This window comes from Nostoc sp. (genome assembly GCF_036919615.1).
Classification (GTDB): domain Bacteria; phylum Cyanobacteriota; class Cyanobacteriia; order Cyanobacteriales; family Nostocaceae; genus Nostoc.
Genome location: NZ_JBALCN010000047.1, coordinates 1 through 16,920 on the forward strand (window position 1 = coordinate 1; position 16,920 = coordinate 16,920).

At 41.4% G+C, this 16,920-nt stretch carries 19 protein-coding genes and 3 pseudogenes; 16 read left to right on the forward strand and 6 right to left on the reverse strand.

Annotated elements, in window-relative coordinates:
* Positions 1 to 376: WD40 repeat domain-containing protein (locus V7K48_RS15690; protein WP_442949440.1), on the forward strand; the 376-nt coding region annotated here is incomplete at its 5' end.
* A 97-nt stretch (positions 377 to 473) separates the two neighbouring features.
* Entirely contained in the window at positions 474 to 827 is a 354-nt protein-coding gene (locus V7K48_RS15695) for a hypothetical protein (protein WP_335073938.1), read from the forward strand.
* Between the two features lie 74 nt (positions 828 to 901).
* On the opposite strand, the gene V7K48_RS15700 is transcribed toward V7K48_RS15695, so the two are convergent.
* The gene (locus tag V7K48_RS15700; protein ID WP_335073940.1) at positions 902 to 1,774 is read right to left on the reverse strand and encodes an S-methyl-5'-thioadenosine phosphorylase; all 873 of its coding nucleotides are present in this window, start codon (positions 1,772 to 1,774) and stop codon (positions 902 to 904) included.
* Between the two features lie 617 nt (positions 1,775 to 2,391).
* On the opposite strand from V7K48_RS15700, the gene V7K48_RS15705 reads away from it, so the two are divergent.
* Positions 2,392 to 3,516, forward strand: a complete 1,125-nt coding sequence (locus tag V7K48_RS15705) for a metallophosphoesterase family protein (protein ID WP_335073942.1) — start codon at positions 2,392 to 2,394, stop codon at positions 3,514 to 3,516.
* Between the two features lie 205 nt (positions 3,517 to 3,721).
* Here the strand turns inward: V7K48_RS15705 and V7K48_RS15710 are convergent, their stop codons facing one another.
* Entirely contained in the window at positions 3,722 to 4,153 is a 432-nt protein-coding gene (locus V7K48_RS15710; RefSeq protein WP_335073944.1) for a nucleoside deaminase, read from the reverse strand.
* 16 nt (positions 4,154 to 4,169) lie between these two features.
* Here V7K48_RS15710 and V7K48_RS15715 point away from each other — a divergent pair, with 16 nt between their 5' ends.
* Positions 4,170 to 5,093 (forward strand): nucleoside hydrolase, encoded by a 924-nt coding sequence (locus V7K48_RS15715; RefSeq protein WP_335073946.1) that lies wholly within the window; start codon positions 4,170 to 4,172, stop codon positions 5,091 to 5,093.
* Between the two features lie 18 nt (positions 5,094 to 5,111).
* Here the strand turns inward: V7K48_RS15715 and V7K48_RS15720 are convergent, their stop codons facing one another.
* The 3 genes from V7K48_RS15720 to V7K48_RS15730 form a co-directional block, all read right to left on the reverse strand.
* Positions 5,112 to 5,336, reverse strand: a complete 225-nt coding sequence (locus V7K48_RS15720) for a hypothetical protein (RefSeq protein WP_335073948.1) — start codon at positions 5,334 to 5,336, stop codon at positions 5,112 to 5,114.
* A gap of 145 nt (positions 5,337 to 5,481) precedes the next feature.
* Positions 5,482 to 6,780, reverse strand: coding sequence for a toll/interleukin-1 receptor domain-containing protein (locus V7K48_RS15725; RefSeq protein ID WP_335073950.1), 1,299 nt, complete (start codon positions 6,778 to 6,780; stop codon positions 5,482 to 5,484).
* Positions 6,781 to 6,800: 20 nt separating this feature from the next.
* Entirely contained in the window at positions 6,801 to 7,352 is a 552-nt protein-coding gene (locus tag V7K48_RS15730) for an NUDIX hydrolase (protein ID WP_335073952.1), read from the reverse strand.
* A 139-nt stretch (positions 7,353 to 7,491) separates the two neighbouring features.
* Here V7K48_RS15730 and V7K48_RS15735 point away from each other — a divergent pair, with 139 nt between their 5' ends.
* The 12 genes and pseudogenes from V7K48_RS15735 (at position 7,492) to V7K48_RS15790 (ending at position 16,262) form a co-directional block, all read left to right on the forward strand.
* The gene (locus tag V7K48_RS15735) at positions 7,492 to 8,544 is read left to right on the forward strand and encodes a dipeptide epimerase (protein WP_335073954.1); all 1,053 of its coding nucleotides are present in this window, start codon (positions 7,492 to 7,494) and stop codon (positions 8,542 to 8,544) included.
* A complete protein-coding gene (locus tag V7K48_RS15740; protein WP_335073956.1) occupies positions 8,528 to 9,574 on the forward strand; it encodes a DUF1611 domain-containing protein in 1,047 nt (348 codons plus the stop codon). Before V7K48_RS15735 ends, V7K48_RS15740 begins: the two co-directional genes overlap by 17 nt.
* Before the next feature lie 222 nt (positions 9,575 to 9,796).
* The gene (locus V7K48_RS15745) at positions 9,797 to 10,201 is read left to right on the forward strand and encodes a DUF4112 domain-containing protein (protein ID WP_335073958.1); all 405 of its coding nucleotides are present in this window, start codon (positions 9,797 to 9,799) and stop codon (positions 10,199 to 10,201) included.
* A gap of 435 nt (positions 10,202 to 10,636) precedes the next feature.
* Positions 10,637 to 11,101: a Panacea domain-containing protein gene (locus V7K48_RS15750; RefSeq protein WP_335073960.1), complete on the forward strand. Its 465-nt coding sequence runs from the start codon at positions 10,637 to 10,639 to the stop codon at positions 11,099 to 11,101.
* Between the two features lie 184 nt (positions 11,102 to 11,285).
* Positions 11,286 to 11,516: a hypothetical protein gene (locus V7K48_RS15755; RefSeq protein ID WP_335073962.1), complete on the forward strand. Its 231-nt coding sequence runs from the start codon at positions 11,286 to 11,288 to the stop codon at positions 11,514 to 11,516.
* A 255-nt stretch (positions 11,517 to 11,771) separates the two neighbouring features.
* Positions 11,772 to 11,942 carry a photosystem II assembly protein Psb34 gene (psb34, locus tag V7K48_RS15760; protein ID WP_334979324.1) on the forward strand — a complete coding sequence of 57 codons (171 nt, stop codon included), beginning with the start codon at positions 11,772 to 11,774 and terminating at the stop codon, positions 11,940 to 11,942.
* Between the two features lie 275 nt (positions 11,943 to 12,217).
* A pseudogene (locus tag V7K48_RS15765) lies at positions 12,218 to 12,943 on the forward strand (Uma2 family endonuclease).
* 257 nt (positions 12,944 to 13,200) lie between these two features.
* Positions 13,201 to 13,413 carry a hypothetical protein gene (locus V7K48_RS15770; RefSeq protein ID WP_335073970.1) on the forward strand — a complete coding sequence of 71 codons (213 nt, stop codon included), beginning with the start codon at positions 13,201 to 13,203 and terminating at the stop codon, positions 13,411 to 13,413.
* Between the two features lie 49 nt (positions 13,414 to 13,462).
* Positions 13,463 to 14,470, forward strand: coding sequence for a VOC family protein (locus V7K48_RS15775; protein ID WP_335073964.1), 1,008 nt, complete (start codon positions 13,463 to 13,465; stop codon positions 14,468 to 14,470).
* Positions 14,471 to 14,626: 156 nt separating this feature from the next.
* Positions 14,627 to 15,207: pseudogene (locus V7K48_RS15780) on the forward strand (transposase); the annotation flags it as partial.
* A gap of 18 nt (positions 15,208 to 15,225) precedes the next feature.
* Positions 15,226 to 15,399 (forward strand): annotated as a pseudogene (locus V7K48_RS15785) (peptidase M48 Ste24p); the annotation flags it as partial.
* 80 nt (positions 15,400 to 15,479) lie between these two features.
* The gene (locus tag V7K48_RS15790) at positions 15,480 to 16,262 is read left to right on the forward strand and encodes a COP23 domain-containing protein (RefSeq protein WP_335073966.1); all 783 of its coding nucleotides are present in this window, start codon (positions 15,480 to 15,482) and stop codon (positions 16,260 to 16,262) included.
* A 210-nt stretch (positions 16,263 to 16,472) separates the two neighbouring features.
* Here the strand turns inward: V7K48_RS15790 and V7K48_RS15795 are convergent.
* The coding region (locus V7K48_RS15795; RefSeq protein WP_335073968.1) for a pentapeptide repeat-containing protein at positions 16,473 to 16,920 on the reverse strand (448 nt) is incomplete at its 5' end.

The following is a 16,920-nucleotide window of genomic DNA, read 5'->3' on the forward strand; positions in this document are numbered from 1 at the left end:
GAATCGCAATGGGCAATTGTTACAAACTCTCCAAGGTCATAGCGATACGGTTTATAGCGTGGCATTTAGCCCCGACGGTCAAACCATTGCCTCTGGTAGTGGTGACAAGACGGTGAAGCTGTGGAGTCGCAAGGGGCAACTCTTACAAACTCTCCAAGGTCATAGCGATTCGGTTTTGGGCGTGGCATTTAGCCCCGACGGTCAAACCATTGCCTCTGCTAGTCTTGATAAGACGGTGAAGCTGTGGAATCTCAATTTGGATGTAGATGATTTAATGGTTAAGGGTTGTGCTTGGGTGCGCGATTATTTGCAAAATAACCCCAATGTGAATGAGAAGGATAAGCATCTGTGTGATGATATTGGCACACGCAGGTAATAAACCTCTCCCTGCCTTGAACTAAAGTTCAAGTCTGTCCCTCTCCGAGGCGGAGAGGGAAGGTTTTGCGTAGGAAAACTCGGGAGAGGTCTTTTGATTGAGCTATGCAAAGAGATTTACGCCCGAAGTTGAAGATAGAGCGATCGCCTGTATGATTTGTGATAATGGTGCGATGTCTACGACGGGCTACGCCTACGCACCATCATCAGCTAAACACAACGAACAAGCAAAGCCTCATAACGAAAATCGTGATTTTGTTGATGAAAATGATCATTTTGTCCATGAAAATGATCATTTTGTTGATGAAAATCATGATTTTGTTGATGAAAATGATCATTTTGTTGATGAAAATCGTGATTTTGTTGATGAAAACCATAATTTTGTTAATGAAAACCATGATTTTGTTGATGACAGTTTATATATTCACATGCGTAGGCGTAGCCCGTCGTAGACATCGCTGTAGCTGTAATCTGAGAAAGTGCCCCAGCTACGCCCGTCATCAACATCGCTCATTCATCACCAACACTACAAATACTTCTGCAACAATAACCTTAACTTTTCCTTCGTCGCTGCTGGTACTTTATCCAACTGAGTCAAAATCGCATACTGCAACGCCGAATGCGCCTCACTGGTTGGTGGATTTTCACTCAACCGCCGCACAGTTTCTTGAATCACCTTTTGAGCATTTACAGCATTCCGCAGCAAATTGCCAATCACCAATTCCACCGTCACACTATCATGGTCTGGATGCCAACAATCGTAATCTGTCACCAGCGCTAAGGTTGCATAGGCAATTTCCGCTTCCCTAGCCAACTTCGCCTCTGGTAAATTCGTCATTCCAATGATTGTCGCACCCCAACTGCGGTACAGATTCGATTCCGCCTTAGTCGAAAAAGCTGGCCCTTCCATGCACACATAAGTGCCGCCGCGATGGAGAGTAACTTCTGGTAAATTGAGAGATGCGATCGCATCTGCCAACACAACAGCCAAATTCTTACAAATCGGATCACCAAAGGCAATATGAGCAACAATTCCCTCACCGAAAAACGTTGAAATCCGATTTTTCGTCCGATCAATAAACTGATCTGGCACCACCATATCAAGTGGTTTTGCCTCTTCTTTCAAGGAACCCACAGCACTAGCTGAGATTAAATACTCCACGCCCAATTGCTTCATCGCATAGATATTAGCACGAAACGGTAACTCAGACGGTAAAACCGTGTGATTGCGTCCATGACGCGCCAGAAAAGCTACCCGTGTACCATCCAATGTCCCGAGAATCAAAGCATCAGATGGTGAACCAAAAGGAGTCTCGACTCGCACCTCTTCTACATCTTTGAGCGCGTCCATTTTATACAGACCGCTACCACCAATAATTCCAATACTAGCGTGAGCCATGATCCTGTTCCTTGGTGAGCTGCTAAGTTATTTTATCGAAAAGTACACACGTAGGGGCACGGCAGTGCCCATTGGTGTCAGCTTAAGCTCAAACACTTATCCCACAGGCGTTTTACCACCCTTAATCCCCCCGATGTATTGGGGGGAAACAAGAAAATCCAGTTCCCTCCCCTATACAAGGGGAGGGTTAGGGTGGGGTAACGCAAATCGTGATGGAAAGCCAGAGAACTGAATAGCACCTCTTCACAAGGGTTTCACGTTAAGTTGACACCAATGGGCAGTGCCGTGCCCCTACACTTGGCGATATAATGTTGTACCGCGTGGAACCGCTATATTGATTTAGTACCCATTAATTATTTGTTTACGTGCAGATAGAAGTCATCACCCACTTATTCAAGCATTAATTATTAATTTTTAGCAATCAAATTTCCGATAATTTTTGCAGATTAATGGTTATGATTAGTCCTTCAGTTAATTGTCACCATAGCGTCTAATCGTCGATGCTTGATGTATACAAATGTTAAGTAGACACACTCCTGAGCAGGGAGAGAAAGTAAGGGTTATACTTTTGGGAAAAGGCTTATTTTAACCCCTGCTTTTAACATTTTCATAAATCAATGGCTCTCAATTTTCGCTTTGCGGTAGTCAGCGACTTACACTTGGCACTTCCCCACACAATCTGGAATCATCCCAGCCGGTTTCATCTAGTGGAAGTCAGCATCTCGGCGTTTCAAAGTGTACTAGAACATTTAACACAACTCGATTTAGATTTCTTGTTGTTACCAGGAGATTTAACTCAGCACGGCGAACCGGAGAACCACGCCTGGTTGCAACAATGTTTAGCCCAGCTACCTTTTCCCGTCTATGTTGTTCCTGGTAATCATGACGTTCCTGTGCTGTTGGCTGATCAGCAATCAATTGCTTTTGCAGATTTTCCCTACTATTACACGAAGTTTGGCTATGAAGATCCGCAGCAGATGTACTACATTCGTCAATTGCTGCCTGGAGTCAAGCTGATTGGACTGAATTCTAACTCCTTTAATGACCAGGGGGAGCAGGTGGGGTGTTTGGATACCAAACAGCTACGGTGGTTAGAAGAGGTGCTAGCGGCGTCTGGTGATGAATTAGTTCTGGTAATGGTGCATCATAATGTGTTGGAGCATTTGCCCAATCAATCGAGTCATCCACTGGCAAATCGATACATGTTGGCGAATTCAGCAGAACTGTTGCAGTTGCTGAGACACTACGGAGTCAAGCTAGTGTTTACCGGGCATTTGCACGTACAGGATGTTGCTTACTCAGACGGAGTATATGATATTACCACTGGCTCTTTAGTTAGCTATCCTCACCCTTATCGGGTGCTAGAGTTTCATCGGGATAACCAAGGTAAAGAATCGTTGCAAATTGTATCTCATCGGGTAGAATCAGTGCCTGAGTTCCCTAACTTGCAACAGTCATCGCGGCAGTGGATGGGCGATCGCTCTTTCCCCTTCCTAGTCAAGCTACTAACTCACTCTCCATTAAACTTACCATTATCACAAGCAAAAGAATTAGCTCCTAGTTTGCGAGACTTCTGGTCAATTATTGCCAATGGGGATGCAGTATTAGATTACCCCAACTTTCCGCTAGAAGTGCAGCGTTATATTCAGACCTATAGTGCATTGGCACAGCCCAACCCAGGCATGGCTACTAGTGGAACTCTTACCCTGATTGATAATAACAGCACACTTTTGCTGGCTTAGGAGTGATCAGTAGCCTCTTTGGATCAGCCTCCGTACTATCACGCTGACTGGACTTTGACAACTCGTTCAAAGATTGTACCCAGTATTTACCCTATTCTTGTATGTTCCTTTTGAGATAGCGATCGTTCCTGCCATAATTTTCCGATCAAAAGTCATCTTAACAGGGCTACTCCAAACTCCTGTACAGACGCGATTAATCGCGTTTCTAATTACCGATATCTTCATTCCAAAGTTCCGGGTTAGTTTCAATAAACTCACTCATTATTTGTTCGCATTCGTCAAGATTAAGATCAATTACTTCCACACCGTGAGATACCATAAATTCTTTAGCACCAGGAAAAGTTCTGGATTCTCCAGCAATGACTTTTTTAATGCCAAATTGTACCACTGCCCCAGCGCACAGGTAACATGGCATTAAAGTTGAATAGAGTGTTGTATCTCTATAACTGCCAACTCTTCCAGCATTACGGAGACAATCGATTTCGGCGTGAGTGACAGGATCAGCGTCTTGCACGCGTTTATTGTGTCCTCTGCCAAGAATTTTGCCATCCTTGACGAGAACCGAACCAATGGGAATTCCACCTTCTTGCCTGCCTTGTTTTGCTTCTTGAATTGCAGCTTCCATAAACTCATTCATATTAATATCTCCTTTTATGTCAAAACAACTTGTATTAATGGATCATGATGGCGGTGTAGATGATTATCTAGCGACTATGCTGCTGTTGACAATGGATCATATCGAACTTCTCGGTGTTGTAGTTACTCCAGCCGATTGCTACGTTCAACCAGCTGTTAGCGCCACACGTAAAATTATAGATTTGATGGGATTTTCTCATATCTCGGTTGCCCAAAGCACTGTGCGCGGTATCAATCCATTTCCTACTCTCTATCGCCGTGATTCGTTTATCGTTGACCATCTTCCCATTCTCAATCAAAGTGAAACCATCACTACGCCTTTGGTTGCCGAAACAGGTCAAGATTTCATGATCAAGGTGTTGCAGGAGGCATCAGACCCCGTAACGTTGATGGTAACTGGGCCGTTGACCACGGTTGCAGTGGCTTTGGACAAAGCACCAGACATTGAAGCCAAGATTCACAAAATCGTTTGGATGGGGGGTGCGTTGAATGTTGGTGGTAATGTGGAAAAAAGTCTGGAAGCAGGACAAGATGGTTCTGCCGAATGGAATGTTTACTGGGATGCAATTTCAGCAGCACGGGTATGGCAAACCCAAATTGAAATTATTATGTGTCCTTTGGATTTAACTAACAATGTCCCAGTCACATCAGAATTAGTATACAAAATGGGACGACAACGCCACTATCCCCTCTCTGATTTAGCCGGACAATGTTATGCACTAGTTATCCCCCAAGATTATTATTTTTGGGATGTCTTAGCAACAGCTTATCTGGGACACCCAGAATTCTATCAATTGCGCGAATGGGAAACAGAAATTATCACCACAGGTCTGAGTCAGGGGCGCACTAAAGTAGTTCCTGGTGGTCGGAAAATTTATGCAATGGATAAAGTAGATAAAGAGGCTTTTTATGGTTATATTTTGCAGCAATGGGCACGTTAAACAATCCAGATTTGAAATTTACAAGTAATTACGTAGCACTTGCGATCGCTTGGCTTTTTGGTCAAAAGTGTCAGAACTACCGCCATACTCATCAGTTTCTTGGGGAAGTTTTTTACCGATCTCGAATACCTCTTCTGGTGCTTTGGGTATACGGATATAAGAGGATGTTTTAAAAGGGTCTTTTGCTTTCCTAGTTAACACAGCAAAGTATCTCAGTACATGGCTAAAACTTTGATTTCTCATCTAAGTTAACCCAACTGAGAACAGCAAAATTATACCTCCTGGGACTTTTAAAACATCCTCTTATTAAAAAACAGAAGAAAGCTACAAATACGTACTTTCTTTTAATCTCTGTATTTTCTCAAGTTTGAATTTGGATCACCATCTGCTATTTAGGTGTCGCCATTAAGTAAAGAAGTTTGTCATTAAAATGGAGATTCTGCAATTCAGAAGGTGGAGGAACAAGCGGTGGGCCTTCAATGATTACAGGAATAATTTCGGGGGAACGCAATCCATCAGATCCTTGTCGTTCAAGGGCATACAATACTTCTTTAAGCACCCACGGCGATTCTTTAGCAGCAGTAGACCAAAACAGTAGGAAGAGATCACACTGATCAATGTTGCGATAAAGTTCTTTTTCCCAGCGATCGCCAGGTTCTAAATTAAGGATATCTTGAAAAACTGTAATGCCACTTACAGCAAGTCCCTGCACCCTTTTAAGAACTTCTATCCGATCTTTAGAAGAGTAAGAGACGAATGCCTTTGTATAATGTCGAGCAACTTCTCCTACTAGCTGAGGGTCTTTGGATGTAGAAGATGCAGAAGGAATAATCGATAGCTTGAATTTTAAATGACCAAGGGGAATTGTGTTTTGGCTGACAGTAACAGTTCCAATGACTGTTTTTTGAGTTATATCAGCAGGAACCATTACTCCAAATTGAATGGAATCTGCTCTGCCATTCCAACTCAACCGTTGAATCGGATCGTCTACTTCTAATTTTGGAATGGACAGGTTAAAAGTGAGTTCACTTCCCCGTTTAATAGGTACTCCTAAACTTCTCACTCCTAACTGTTTAGTATCAGGATCAAATTGTTGAGCATACTGTTTGGCAAATTCAACTTGTTCAGGAAGATGAACAAAGACTTGGACGAGGAACATATCGTCTGGAGTTACAGAAGAAGGACTGAACACACTGCAATCTACCAAATCTTTGGTTATATCAGCAGGTTGTGAACATCGTTCTTGAATAGTTGGGGTTTCTTGTAGCTGCGCTTTAAGCCGCTTAATAACTTCTTCTTCAACCTCGATACCGTCGCTACCCCTACTCAGCTCCCTCACTGGAACACTATTTTTACCATTTTGTTCTACCTTGAACTCAATGGGTTTATTACTCAAATCTCCATTCGTTCTTCGAGGCTCTTTTATATATGGCGGTGGAGATGGCGGTGGTTGCAGTTTCTGCTTCCAAGTAGATATCTCAATATACTTCTTACGCACAAACCATGTATCTTTGCCCTTGATAGAGTTTTTTAAAGTAATTCTGTAATATTCTTCCTCCTCAGTATAAGAAATAACCTCAAGGACACTTTTGACTTGAATGAGAAGTTTTTCATCTTCAGCTAGTTCCGCTAACTCACTTGGACGAACTTTGAGGAAAGTATCAGCAGTTACTGTAAAAATAAACATAATAATTAACCCTTAGATTATTAATAAGTTAGAAAATTTAAACCTAAGAAAAGAGCCGCTACAGTTCCGGCAACAGAAATTTCTCCCTGAGTAATTTTATTTAAAACTGATTCTACAGGAATAAATACAACTTCAATCTCTTCAGTAATATCTAGTTGTTGCTCTCCAACTTTGCTCACATTTTCTGCTAAAAATAAATGTATTTGATTGGTATCTTTACTCGGCTTATCGTATAGAGTTCCGATTTTTATAAATTTTTCGGCAAGATAACCAGTTTCTTCTGTAAATTCCCTAATTGCTGCTATTTCTGCACTCTCTTTTGTTGGGTCAAAATTCCCTGCTGGCAGTTCTAAGAAAAACTCACCTACTGCATGTCTGTATTGCCGGACAAAAATTATCTCTCTGCTATTAGTGATCGGTAAAACCATCGCAACGTCTGGTTTAATACTGACAAAATAATCATCTATAATTTTACCGTTGGGTAATTCTATTTCATCTTGCCTTACCTTACACCAGTAATGATCTAAGACCATTTTTGATTTTAAAGTTTTCCATTTTTTTAAGTTGGTCATACATTAAGTAACAAATAAAATTTTGTATAAAAAGTTTAGTAATCAAGCAGTGAATGTAAAAAAGTATAAAGGATACGTCTGATAATCTAAATTTTGAACTTACACTGACTTTTGTCATAACATAATATATGGAATAAGTATGCAAATAAATGTAAATTTATTTACAGTAAACAAGAGATTTCCGTTGACCATTAGTCGAGGGACAACGGCACAGACAACGAATGTATGGGTGAGGATCTTACATGATGGGATCGAAGGCTGGGGGGAAGCGTCGCCGTTCGGTGTAGGTAATCATCGGCAATCAACTGATGCAATCAAAGACGCTTTAGAGCAAGTTGTGCCACTGTTGCAAACATTCAGCCCCTTACAGCGGCAGCAAATTGAGCAAGTTTTAACACAAAACCAGGTTCCTTCTGCTGCAAGAGCTGCCTTGGATATAGCAATGCACGACTGGTTGGGTAAGCACGTAGGATTACCCTTGTGGCAAATTTGGGGACTCGATCGCAATCAAATAGTACCGACTTCAGTCACAATTGGGATTAATTCGCCTGAAGGTGCAAAGGCGAGAGCACGAGACTGGTTACAATTTACTGATGTCGGCCTTTTCAAGGTGAAGCTAGGTAGTCCAGATGGCATAGATGCAGATAAAAAAATGCTATTAGCAGTGCGAGAAGAAGCACCATTACCAGAATTATTTGTTGATGCCAACGGGGGTTGGAGTTTAGAAGATGCAATCGCGATGTGCAATTGGCTGGCTAATTTAGGTATAAAGTATGTAGAACAGCCATTGCCACGGGAACAGGAAAAAAGTTTAGTAAAACTTAAAGAACACTCCCCCCTGCCCATCTTTGTCGATGAAAGTTGTTTTACAAGCTCTGATATTCCCAATTTGGCAAACTACGTGGATGGTATTAATATCAAACTAATGAAATCAGGGGGACTAACCGAGGCAATGCGAATGGTACATACAGCGCGAGCCTTTGGGTTGCAAGTGATGTTCGGTTGCTATTCTGACAGTTCACTAGCCAATACAGCAGCATTACAGCTAGCGCCACTAGCTGATTATTTAGATTTAGATAGTCACCTCAACTTAATCGATGATCCCTTTACGGGTGCATTGGTAAAAGAAGGGAGAGTTTTGCCAAACGATTTACCAGGTTTGGGAGTACAACACAGTGCGTCTACCACTTAATCAACGAGTAGCTATCTTACTACATGAGGGAGTTAGCGGGCATAACGGCAAAACAGGGCTAGCAATTTTACGTTACAGCGAAGCACCAATTGTAGCCGTAATCGATCGCGAGTCTGCTGGCAAATCCTTATCAGAATTAACAGGTATCAAGCGTGATGTACCGATTGTGGCATCAGTAGCCGCAGCCCTAGAGTACAAGCCAGAAGTTTTGGTAATAGGCATTGCCCCAGGAGGTGGTGCTGTACCAGATGATTACTGGCATGAAATCAAAGATGCTCTAGAAGCTGAGATGTCTTTGGTGAATGGTTTACATACACCAATGGCAAGTATCCCAGAATTAAATGCACTGCTCAAACCAGGACAATTAATTTGGGATGTACGGAAAGAGCCGTCTAATATCAGTGTTGCTAGTGGGATAGCACGCACCCTTCCCTGTCGGCGGGTGTTGACAGTGGGAACCGACATGGCGATCGGTAAAATGTCAACTAGCCTAGAGTTACATTGGGCATCAAAACTCCGGGGCTGGCGTTCTAAATTCCTCGCCACAGGTCAAACTGGGGTGATGTTAGAAGGGGACGGCGTGGCTTTAGATGCCGTGCGGGTAGACTTTGCCGCCGGTGCCGTGGAACAGATAGTCATGCGCTATGGTAAAAACTACGACATCCTGCACATTGAAGGACAAGGTTCACTGTTACACCCTGGTTCAACAGCAACTCTACCCCTAATTCGTGGTTCGCAACCAACTCAATTGGTGTTAGTACATCGGGCGGGACAAGTTCATGTACGTAATCATTCCCATGTAGTAATTCCACCTTTACCAGAGGTAATTCGCCTTTATGAAACCGTTGCTAGCGCTGGTGATGCCTTTGGAAGTGTTCGTGTAGTTGGTATAGCACTTAACACAGCCCATCTAGATGAGTCTGCCGCTGAAGAAAGCATCGCTCAAACAATAACAGAAACCGGGCTACCTTGCACCGATGTAGTTCGCTTTGATACCAATGTGCTATTGGATGCAGTGATGAAGAATTAGGTTCTGAGTAAGAGCAATATATAGTATAAAAATACTATATTGAATGCCCTAGTATTAATTCATAAGGGTTTTTAGCAAGCAGAGGAGGTAAATTATGGTTTATATAGTAGCAGCGATCGTTGATTACTTCATCTGGCTAGCTAACGAAACTGTTATTTCTAACGATACAAGACGAGTAACTAAAAATGGTGCAAGTTAAGAGTAGTGTAAATATCGTGAACTATGGACGCTGCTAAACGCCTTGCTACTCTCAACCGCATCCGCAAACTAAGCCGTTTGATGGATACATCAATACGCATACCTTTAACAGGTTTTCACATTGGAATAGACCCAATTATCGGTTTAGTTCCAGGTGCTGGTGATTTAATCAGTACAGCGTTTTCAGCTTACATCATATTTTTAGCTACCCGTTTTGGCATCCCACGCCAAGACTTAGCCAAAATGATTTTTAATGTTGGTTTGGAAACAGTCGTGGGTACTGTGCCTTTTGTAGGTGATTTGTTTGATGCTTTTTATAAGTCCAATATTCGTAATTTGGCAATTTTAGAGCAACATTTGACAGTGGTTGAACCAGAACTTAAAGAAATGTCTGATGAACTTTACTCTGGTAAGTTCAGCCAAGTTTGAGGAGGCATTTTTAAATGAATTGCCCTAGACAGTATCATCCATCCAGCCCCACTCACGCACCTTTTACCCTGATCGATTTCCTCTTTGAATTTTGCATCAGGGGTGATAGCTTCCTGGTGTAACTTTGACTTGAAGAATCTTATAATTACTTTCTGCCTCGTTGCATTTCTTGCTAGCGCACAGGCATAGCGTCAATTTGCTCAAAAATTGCTGTTGCTTGGACTGGTGTAGTGTGCGATCGCTCAAACAATAGCAGAAACTGCGCTACCTTGCACCGATGTCGTCCGCTTTGATCCCAATGTGCTATTGGATGCGGTAATGCAGAATTAGGTTCTGAGTAGGAAGAATATGTAGTACAATAATACTAGATTGAACACTTAACTGTATAACTTGTGTTTATCAATAAGGGTTTTTAGCAAGCAGAGGAGGTAAATTATGGTTTATACAACAGCAGCAGCGATCGCTGATTACTTCATCTGGCTAGCTAATGAAACTGGCTCGTACTTGAGCAATCTGAAACTGCAAAAATTGGTTTACTATGCTCAGGCTTGGCATCTAGGAATTTATGGGCAGCCTCTATTTGATGAAGATTTTGAAGCATGGATTCATGGGCCTGTTATTCCTGCTTTATATCAAGATTACAAAAGCTTTGGGTGGAAGCCTATTTTAAAGGATGCGGAACCCGAACATTTTTCTGAGGAAATTCGAGATTTTCTAGAAGAATTAACAGAAGCTTATTTTGGGTGTGATGCTTTTGAACTAGAGCAAATGACTCATCATGAAGACCCTTGGATTAAAGCAAGAGGAAACCTTTCCTTGGATACATCCTCTAATGCAATTATTTCTAAGGAATCGATAAGAGACTATTACAAGACCCGTGCTGAAGCCGAAGAACAATAGAATTAACAAGATGGAGCCACAGCAGGCTCCATCTTCTAGAATAAAACCTACAAAAGTAGAGCCTCCAAGAGGAATAAGTTTTTCCTACAGATATTTTAAGGACAGCAATAAGAAGTTTTCGATTAGTACTAAAGATGCACGATATTTAGAGGCATTCATCCAGAGACTACGCGATCTCTCAACTATGACAATCAATGAGATTACCGTTACAAATGCCAAAAGTCTGCGATGCCATGCAATAGATTGGAATCAGACTACTGAAACTTGTTTTGGTCTTCCTAATGAAGAGCAGTTGGTAGATACGCCATACCAGTTTCAGCTTTCATCCAACAAACATGGTAGAGTTCATGGATTCTTCATCGAAAATGTATTTTACATTGTTTGGTTAGACCCAGACCATAGACTTTATTCTTAACATGGTTAATTCCAGGTAGAGCAAGACTTACCATCCCCCTTGCAGAACAATAGCGATCGCTCAAACAGCATTATCCGAAGGCTGTATCAAGAGACATCTCGCTTTCCCCGGCTGGAGCAGCTTCCCCTAAATCCCCCATTCCTGATAAGTAAATTTTATAGATATGATTAGCCTTTTTTTGTCAAGTTTTATTGACGTTTTGTAACGATATTGTTAAATTTGGTTACATAAGTAAACAAAAAAAGAGAAAAAACTATGTACACTACCACTAATGAAGACGGCATTCTCAATAACTATGCGGCTGAACCCCAGGTGTACTACGCCGAGTACCCAGCAATTTGGGAACAACGCAAATACGTTTTACAGGGTCTTTTTGCGACTTTAATTGTCACTACTTTAGTTTTGGTTGGTTTTAGCGTTAGCTAAGATTTTTCGATTTCAGTATCGCTGTATCTCATTGTCATTTAAACTTCTCTCTCTTACCTCGGCTAGTTTCGCCGGGGTTTTTTGTGTTTTAATGCTGTGCAATCGTATCCCAAACGGCAAGTGATATATTGTATTGTCTTTATGTAAAAAATTGTCAACGAAATCAAGAACTTTGCAAGCATGTCCCATGAAAGTTCTAGAGCTAATTGCGATCGCCTGACAAAAAGCCAGTAGTCAGCCATAAAATAAAGACAAATCAATAAAAAGGGGTGTTTATGGCAACCCAACTCGGTGAAGCTAAATCTTCAACAGAATTGGTAATATCTTGGGAAGCATTGCCCGCAGATTTCCACCTAGAGGATGAACCAGTGGAAAATACAGGTCAGCCACTATTAGCTGGTGCTTTGCGCGAAAGCCTTGAGATAAATGGTTTCATCCAACCGCAGATGTTGATAGCCTCAAATTTTGGACTTTGTGCGACGATAAACAGGCAATTTGTTGCTAAAGCACCCGACTGGGTTTATGTGCCATCGGTAAATCAGGTTTTAGGAGAACGCAAAAGCTATACACCCAATTTAGATGGAGATATTCCAGCAATTGTGATGGAATTTTTATCTGACACTGAGAGTGGAGAATACTCTTTTAAGCGAACCTATCCATCAGGAAAATGGTTTTTTTACGAGTAGATTCTTCAAGTCCCAATTTACGTGATTTTTGACCCTAATGGCGGTTTGTTAGAATTTTACCAACTCGAAAACAGGCGCTATGAATTAAAGCAACCTGATGAAAATGGTCATCATTGGATTGATTCAATGGGTTTATTTTTGGGAACTTGGCAAGGAACAAAAGAAGCCAGAACTGGTTACTGGTTGCGCTGGTGGGATGAGGCAGGTAATTTGTTGTTTTGGACAGTGGAACAAATTGAACAGGAACGTCAGCAAAAAGAACGGCTAATTGCCTATTTACAATCTCAAGGTATTGATCCAAATCATTTGCATTAGCATATATACACAAATTTTTCAAGTATTTGAGTTACTCAGTTTAAGCAAATAAGTGCTGCAAAGAATTGCTGGGGTGTCTCACCGATAGCTTTAGCAAAGTGGTAGCGAATCTTCTTTGCGTAGCGTCTCCAAGAGTTGGGGAGACGCCAGGGGCGAACGGGAAGCAAGCTACGCGTAGCGTCTCGCAGAGAAGACATCGCACCTGTATGAGTGTGGGAAAATAAAAAAAACAGCCTTTTACATAGGTAAATTCCAGTATGAAACGAACCTGGAAGTCTCTACTGCTAGCCTGTAACTGGGTATTACTGTCAGTTGGTACATCAATTTTGATTATCCTAACACAGCCAACTTCATCCCTTCCAGCACAAGAACTTCCTGCATCTACTACGGTTGAAACAATAAAATCACCTAGTTCAGAAACGACTAAAGTCCAAAAGTTACGGGAAGTAAGGTTAAATCTTCATTTATAAGTGATATTATCATTCAGTAAAATTTCTTGACAATAGTACATCAATGGAAATGCCATCTATCAGTGGTTTATACGAACTCGTGATTGCAGCAACAGCAGAGTCTGAATCTGTCCTTATTCAATATTGGCAACAGTTTGGTTTTACTGTAGGAGAATCTGGTACTCTGAATGCAAAAGGAGCCAATCAATTATATGGGATCAATTCCGGTTTGCGATCGCTTCGCCTTTATAATCAAGTTACAGATAGAAGTTTGCTCCGCTTGATGATATGGGAGAAAGCAATTAACGAAGGATTAGGACTGACTCCTTTAAAAGCCGTGGGTAGCCGTTGGGGAACTAGTTTATCTTTGGATGTGTTTAATATTGCCAACCATGCTGAAGATGCGATCGCTGCTGGTTTGCCTGTATATTATGTTCCACCTCAGGGAAATTTAATTAATCGTTCTGAGTCATTTGAACCATTTATACAAGCTAATCCCTGCGTGCATGAAATGGTTCTTATCCAACCGTTAATACGACAAGTTCTTTTTGAACGCCATGATTATACTGTCTCTAGTTCCGGCATTGTCAACCAGGATTCTCACTTCAAAGGTTCGGAGTTCGTTCACGTTGGACTGATTGTTGAGTGTGAGCATGAAAAGTTAGATTTTTACGACCAAGTGCTTGGTTTGCATCGTGCTGTGAATAATTGCGAAAGTAAATACAGTGAAGCTTCTCGCCGCATCCTTGAGCTAAAAGGACCAGAAAATGGGGAGCAGATGCTGAATTATTACTTTACTGCTCCTCTGCCCTCTACTACAGAGCAACCCAAAACTCGTTCAGGGAACATTGAAGTTTTGCGGTTTGAAGGTAGCTTACCAAATAAGCTCAGTCACTCTCGTCCCGGCTGCTTAGGGGTTTGTTTATATACGATGAAAGTAAGGGATATTGAGTCGTATCACCAGCGCGTTAGTAGTAGCGAAGCTACGGAGGTGACGCAGGTGTATGAAAACGAGTTTGGCGAGAAAAGTTTCTCTTTTGTCGCTCCTGACGGATATTTTTGGACTTTATTAGAGTAAGTTTCAACAGAAGGTTTGAAGCAAGGAAATGTATCTATTGATACTATTGCATTTAGCTCAACTGGAAGTTTTATAGTTAGCGGGACTTAAACAAAACAGGAGAATAAAAAAGAGTATAATGCTTAACTAATATAGCTTTCACATTCAAAGAGGCTCATGAAAGAAACTACCCCCGTAGCCATGCCTCTATGCTTTGAAAGATGGTGTCAAAGATTTGATGATGTGTTTACTGATAATGCTCAAAAAAGAGAGTTTAGACACTATCTAGGGGGATTATTGGGTGAAAGCGAGAGAAAAAACTTATTCCAGATTGCAGAGAATGCTTTAGGGGTGACTTACCACCGATTACACCACTTTTTAACCCAAGCACCTTGGTCTAGTTCTCAGGTTAACGAGTGTCGGTTAGAGATCATGAATAAGTGTAGTCAGACGAGAATCAGTAGAGGTTTTAGCCTGATAATTGATGATTCTGGACATAGAAAAAGCACAAAGCCGGAGACGCTCCGCCTCTGAGTAATTTTACGGATGGAGTAGGAAGACAGTATATCGGAGAAATAGGCAAAACAGATAATGGAATAGTAGTGATAATAACGTATCTATATGATGGGAGAAAAAGCTTACCATTAGATTTAGATATAGAGTTATATCAGCACGCTGATTCTTTAGCCGAAGGAAAACAAGACCCAGAATTTGCGAAGAAGCCAGAATTAGCAATTAAATTAATAGACCTAACCTTAATTTGTCTAAGTCTCGCTAGTTGGTTATCTTCTCACCCAGGTGGTAATGAGCGAGTTAGTGATTTAGAAAACCTCATTAGCCGTAATAGCTACAACCGTTACGCCTATCAAGGAGTGGGGCATCATGGAGAAATTCAAGCACGGGTGAAAAAGTTACTCCAAGAGAAAAAAGCAACAGAGGAAAAAAAATAGCGTTTTTGATGAATCAAAAAACAGAATTATTCGTCATTTAAACTATCAATTCCCTACCTATTTCTAGTGGAGGATGATTTATGTCATCAAAACTGCTGCAATTGATATCTTTGGGCAGTATTGGCTTATCTTTGTGTTTGGGCAATTCGGCAGCAATGGCGCAATATGATTCTAATGGCGAGGGTGTAGTAGTACCAACAGTACCATCAGATGGTACATCAGCACCAATACCAATAGACACATCGACAGGTATACCACCTTCACGCTCCGCTGACAGTACAACTCGGTTTTCCTGTCAAACTTACAATGGTCAGTATACTGTGATGTATCAGCCACAAAGTCAATCCGGACAATTCTTTCCTTGGGCAGCACCTGCGGCTTTGGGTGGTGGTTGGGATGCACAAAGGCGTTGTGCAGCAATTGCCAGTCGTTTAGAACTTTATCGCCCAGATGGCTTACAAGAACTCCAGACAGCTGTAGAAAATAACGAAAATATTGTCTGTGTCACAACTCAAGCTAACCCAACTTGTAGAATTGTACTGACAGTACCACCTGGGAAAGACCCCTATGTTATCCGCAATAGCGTTTTCCAAAACTTGACTACTGCTGACAGTGGACAACAGACTATAGCCGTTAACACTTATGGTGATCGCAGTAGTGGAGGAAACGAATTATATAATTTAGGACGCACACTTTTGGGCAGTGGCAATAATCGGGTTAGTTCATCTAGAGGTGGGATTAATCTGAAACCTTTCCTTGATCGTCAAGATGGTGGTACTGGAAACAATTTGCGGAGTGGAGTGGCAATTCGTCGTCAGTCTCAACCTAACGGTGCTCGTCTAAATCCTGGTAATTTTCGCTAATGTTTAAATTACTTAACAGGTAAGAGCAATTTCGCCAAACCCCGAAGATATAGTTTTTTCTGTCACCAAAATACTAAAATACAGATTTACATTAAGGTGGGCTGTTACCCACCTTAAATCATATCCGGTGAAAGAGTTATCATTAAGACTGTAGGGGAAAAAGAGCTTAAAAATATTATTGTAGGGCTGGACTATTTAATGATGAAACTATCATTTGGAGAGTCCATTTACATCTTTTAAGATGGCATTACTCCAATTAGCATTGCTCCGTTCAGTATTTCTCAAGTCGGCATTAGTTAAGTCGGCATTACTTAGGTTAGCATTTGTTAGTTTAGCATTTCTTAAGTCGGCGTTAGTTAAATCGGTACTGGTTAAATCGGCATTACTAAGGTTAGCATTACATAGATTTGCATTGCTTAAGTTTGCATTACTGAGGTTGGCATCACTTAGGTCTGCATCACGTAAGTCTGCCTGACTTAGGAGAGCACGACTTAGTTGAGTACCGCTTAGTTTAGCGCCTTTCAAGCTAGCAGAGCTTAAGTTTAATACAATGTACTCCCAGTTACTTATAGAACCCATTTGATATCTTTTAGGCGAACAAGTAGAATCGACACGAACAGGTGAATTCAAACAGGTAAGGAGTGAAAATGGGGTATTC

Coding starts and splice junctions, on each gene's coding strand:
- V7K48_RS15770 (WP_335073970.1), top strand. CDS start 13,201: ATGAAACGAACCTGGAAGTCTCTACTGCTAGCCTGTAACTGGGTATTA.
- V7K48_RS15720 (WP_335073948.1), bottom strand. CDS start 5,336: ATGAGAAATCAAAGTTTTAGCCATGTACTGAGATACTTTGCTGTGTTA.
- V7K48_RS15730 (WP_335073952.1), bottom strand. CDS start 7,352: ATGACCAACTTAAAAAAATGGAAAACTTTAAAATCAAAAATGGTCTTA.
- V7K48_RS15700 (WP_335073940.1), bottom strand. CDS start 1,774: ATGGCTCACGCTAGTATTGGAATTATTGGTGGTAGCGGTCTGTATAAA.
- V7K48_RS15710 (WP_335073944.1), bottom strand. CDS start 4,153: ATGAATGAGTTTATGGAAGCTGCAATTCAAGAAGCAAAACAAGGCAGG.
- V7K48_RS15715 (WP_335073946.1), top strand. CDS start 4,170: ATGTCAAAACAACTTGTATTAATGGATCATGATGGCGGTGTAGATGAT.
- V7K48_RS15755 (WP_335073962.1), top strand. CDS start 11,286: ATGACAATCAATGAGATTACCGTTACAAATGCCAAAAGTCTGCGATGC.
- V7K48_RS15705 (WP_335073942.1), top strand. CDS start 2,392: ATGGCTCTCAATTTTCGCTTTGCGGTAGTCAGCGACTTACACTTGGCA.
- V7K48_RS15775 (WP_335073964.1), top strand. CDS start 13,463: ATGCCATCTATCAGTGGTTTATACGAACTCGTGATTGCAGCAACAGCA.
- V7K48_RS15735 (WP_335073954.1), top strand. CDS start 7,492: ATGCAAATAAATGTAAATTTATTTACAGTAAACAAGAGATTTCCGTTG.
- psb34 (WP_334979324.1), top strand. CDS start 11,772: ATGTACACTACCACTAATGAAGACGGCATTCTCAATAACTATGCGGCT.
- V7K48_RS15745 (WP_335073958.1), top strand. CDS start 9,797: ATGGACGCTGCTAAACGCCTTGCTACTCTCAACCGCATCCGCAAACTA.
- V7K48_RS15725 (WP_335073950.1), bottom strand. CDS start 6,780: ATGTTTATTTTTACAGTAACTGCTGATACTTTCCTCAAAGTTCGTCCA.
- V7K48_RS15750 (WP_335073960.1), top strand. CDS start 10,637: ATGGTTTATACAACAGCAGCAGCGATCGCTGATTACTTCATCTGGCTA.
- V7K48_RS15790 (WP_335073966.1), top strand. CDS start 15,480: ATGTCATCAAAACTGCTGCAATTGATATCTTTGGGCAGTATTGGCTTA.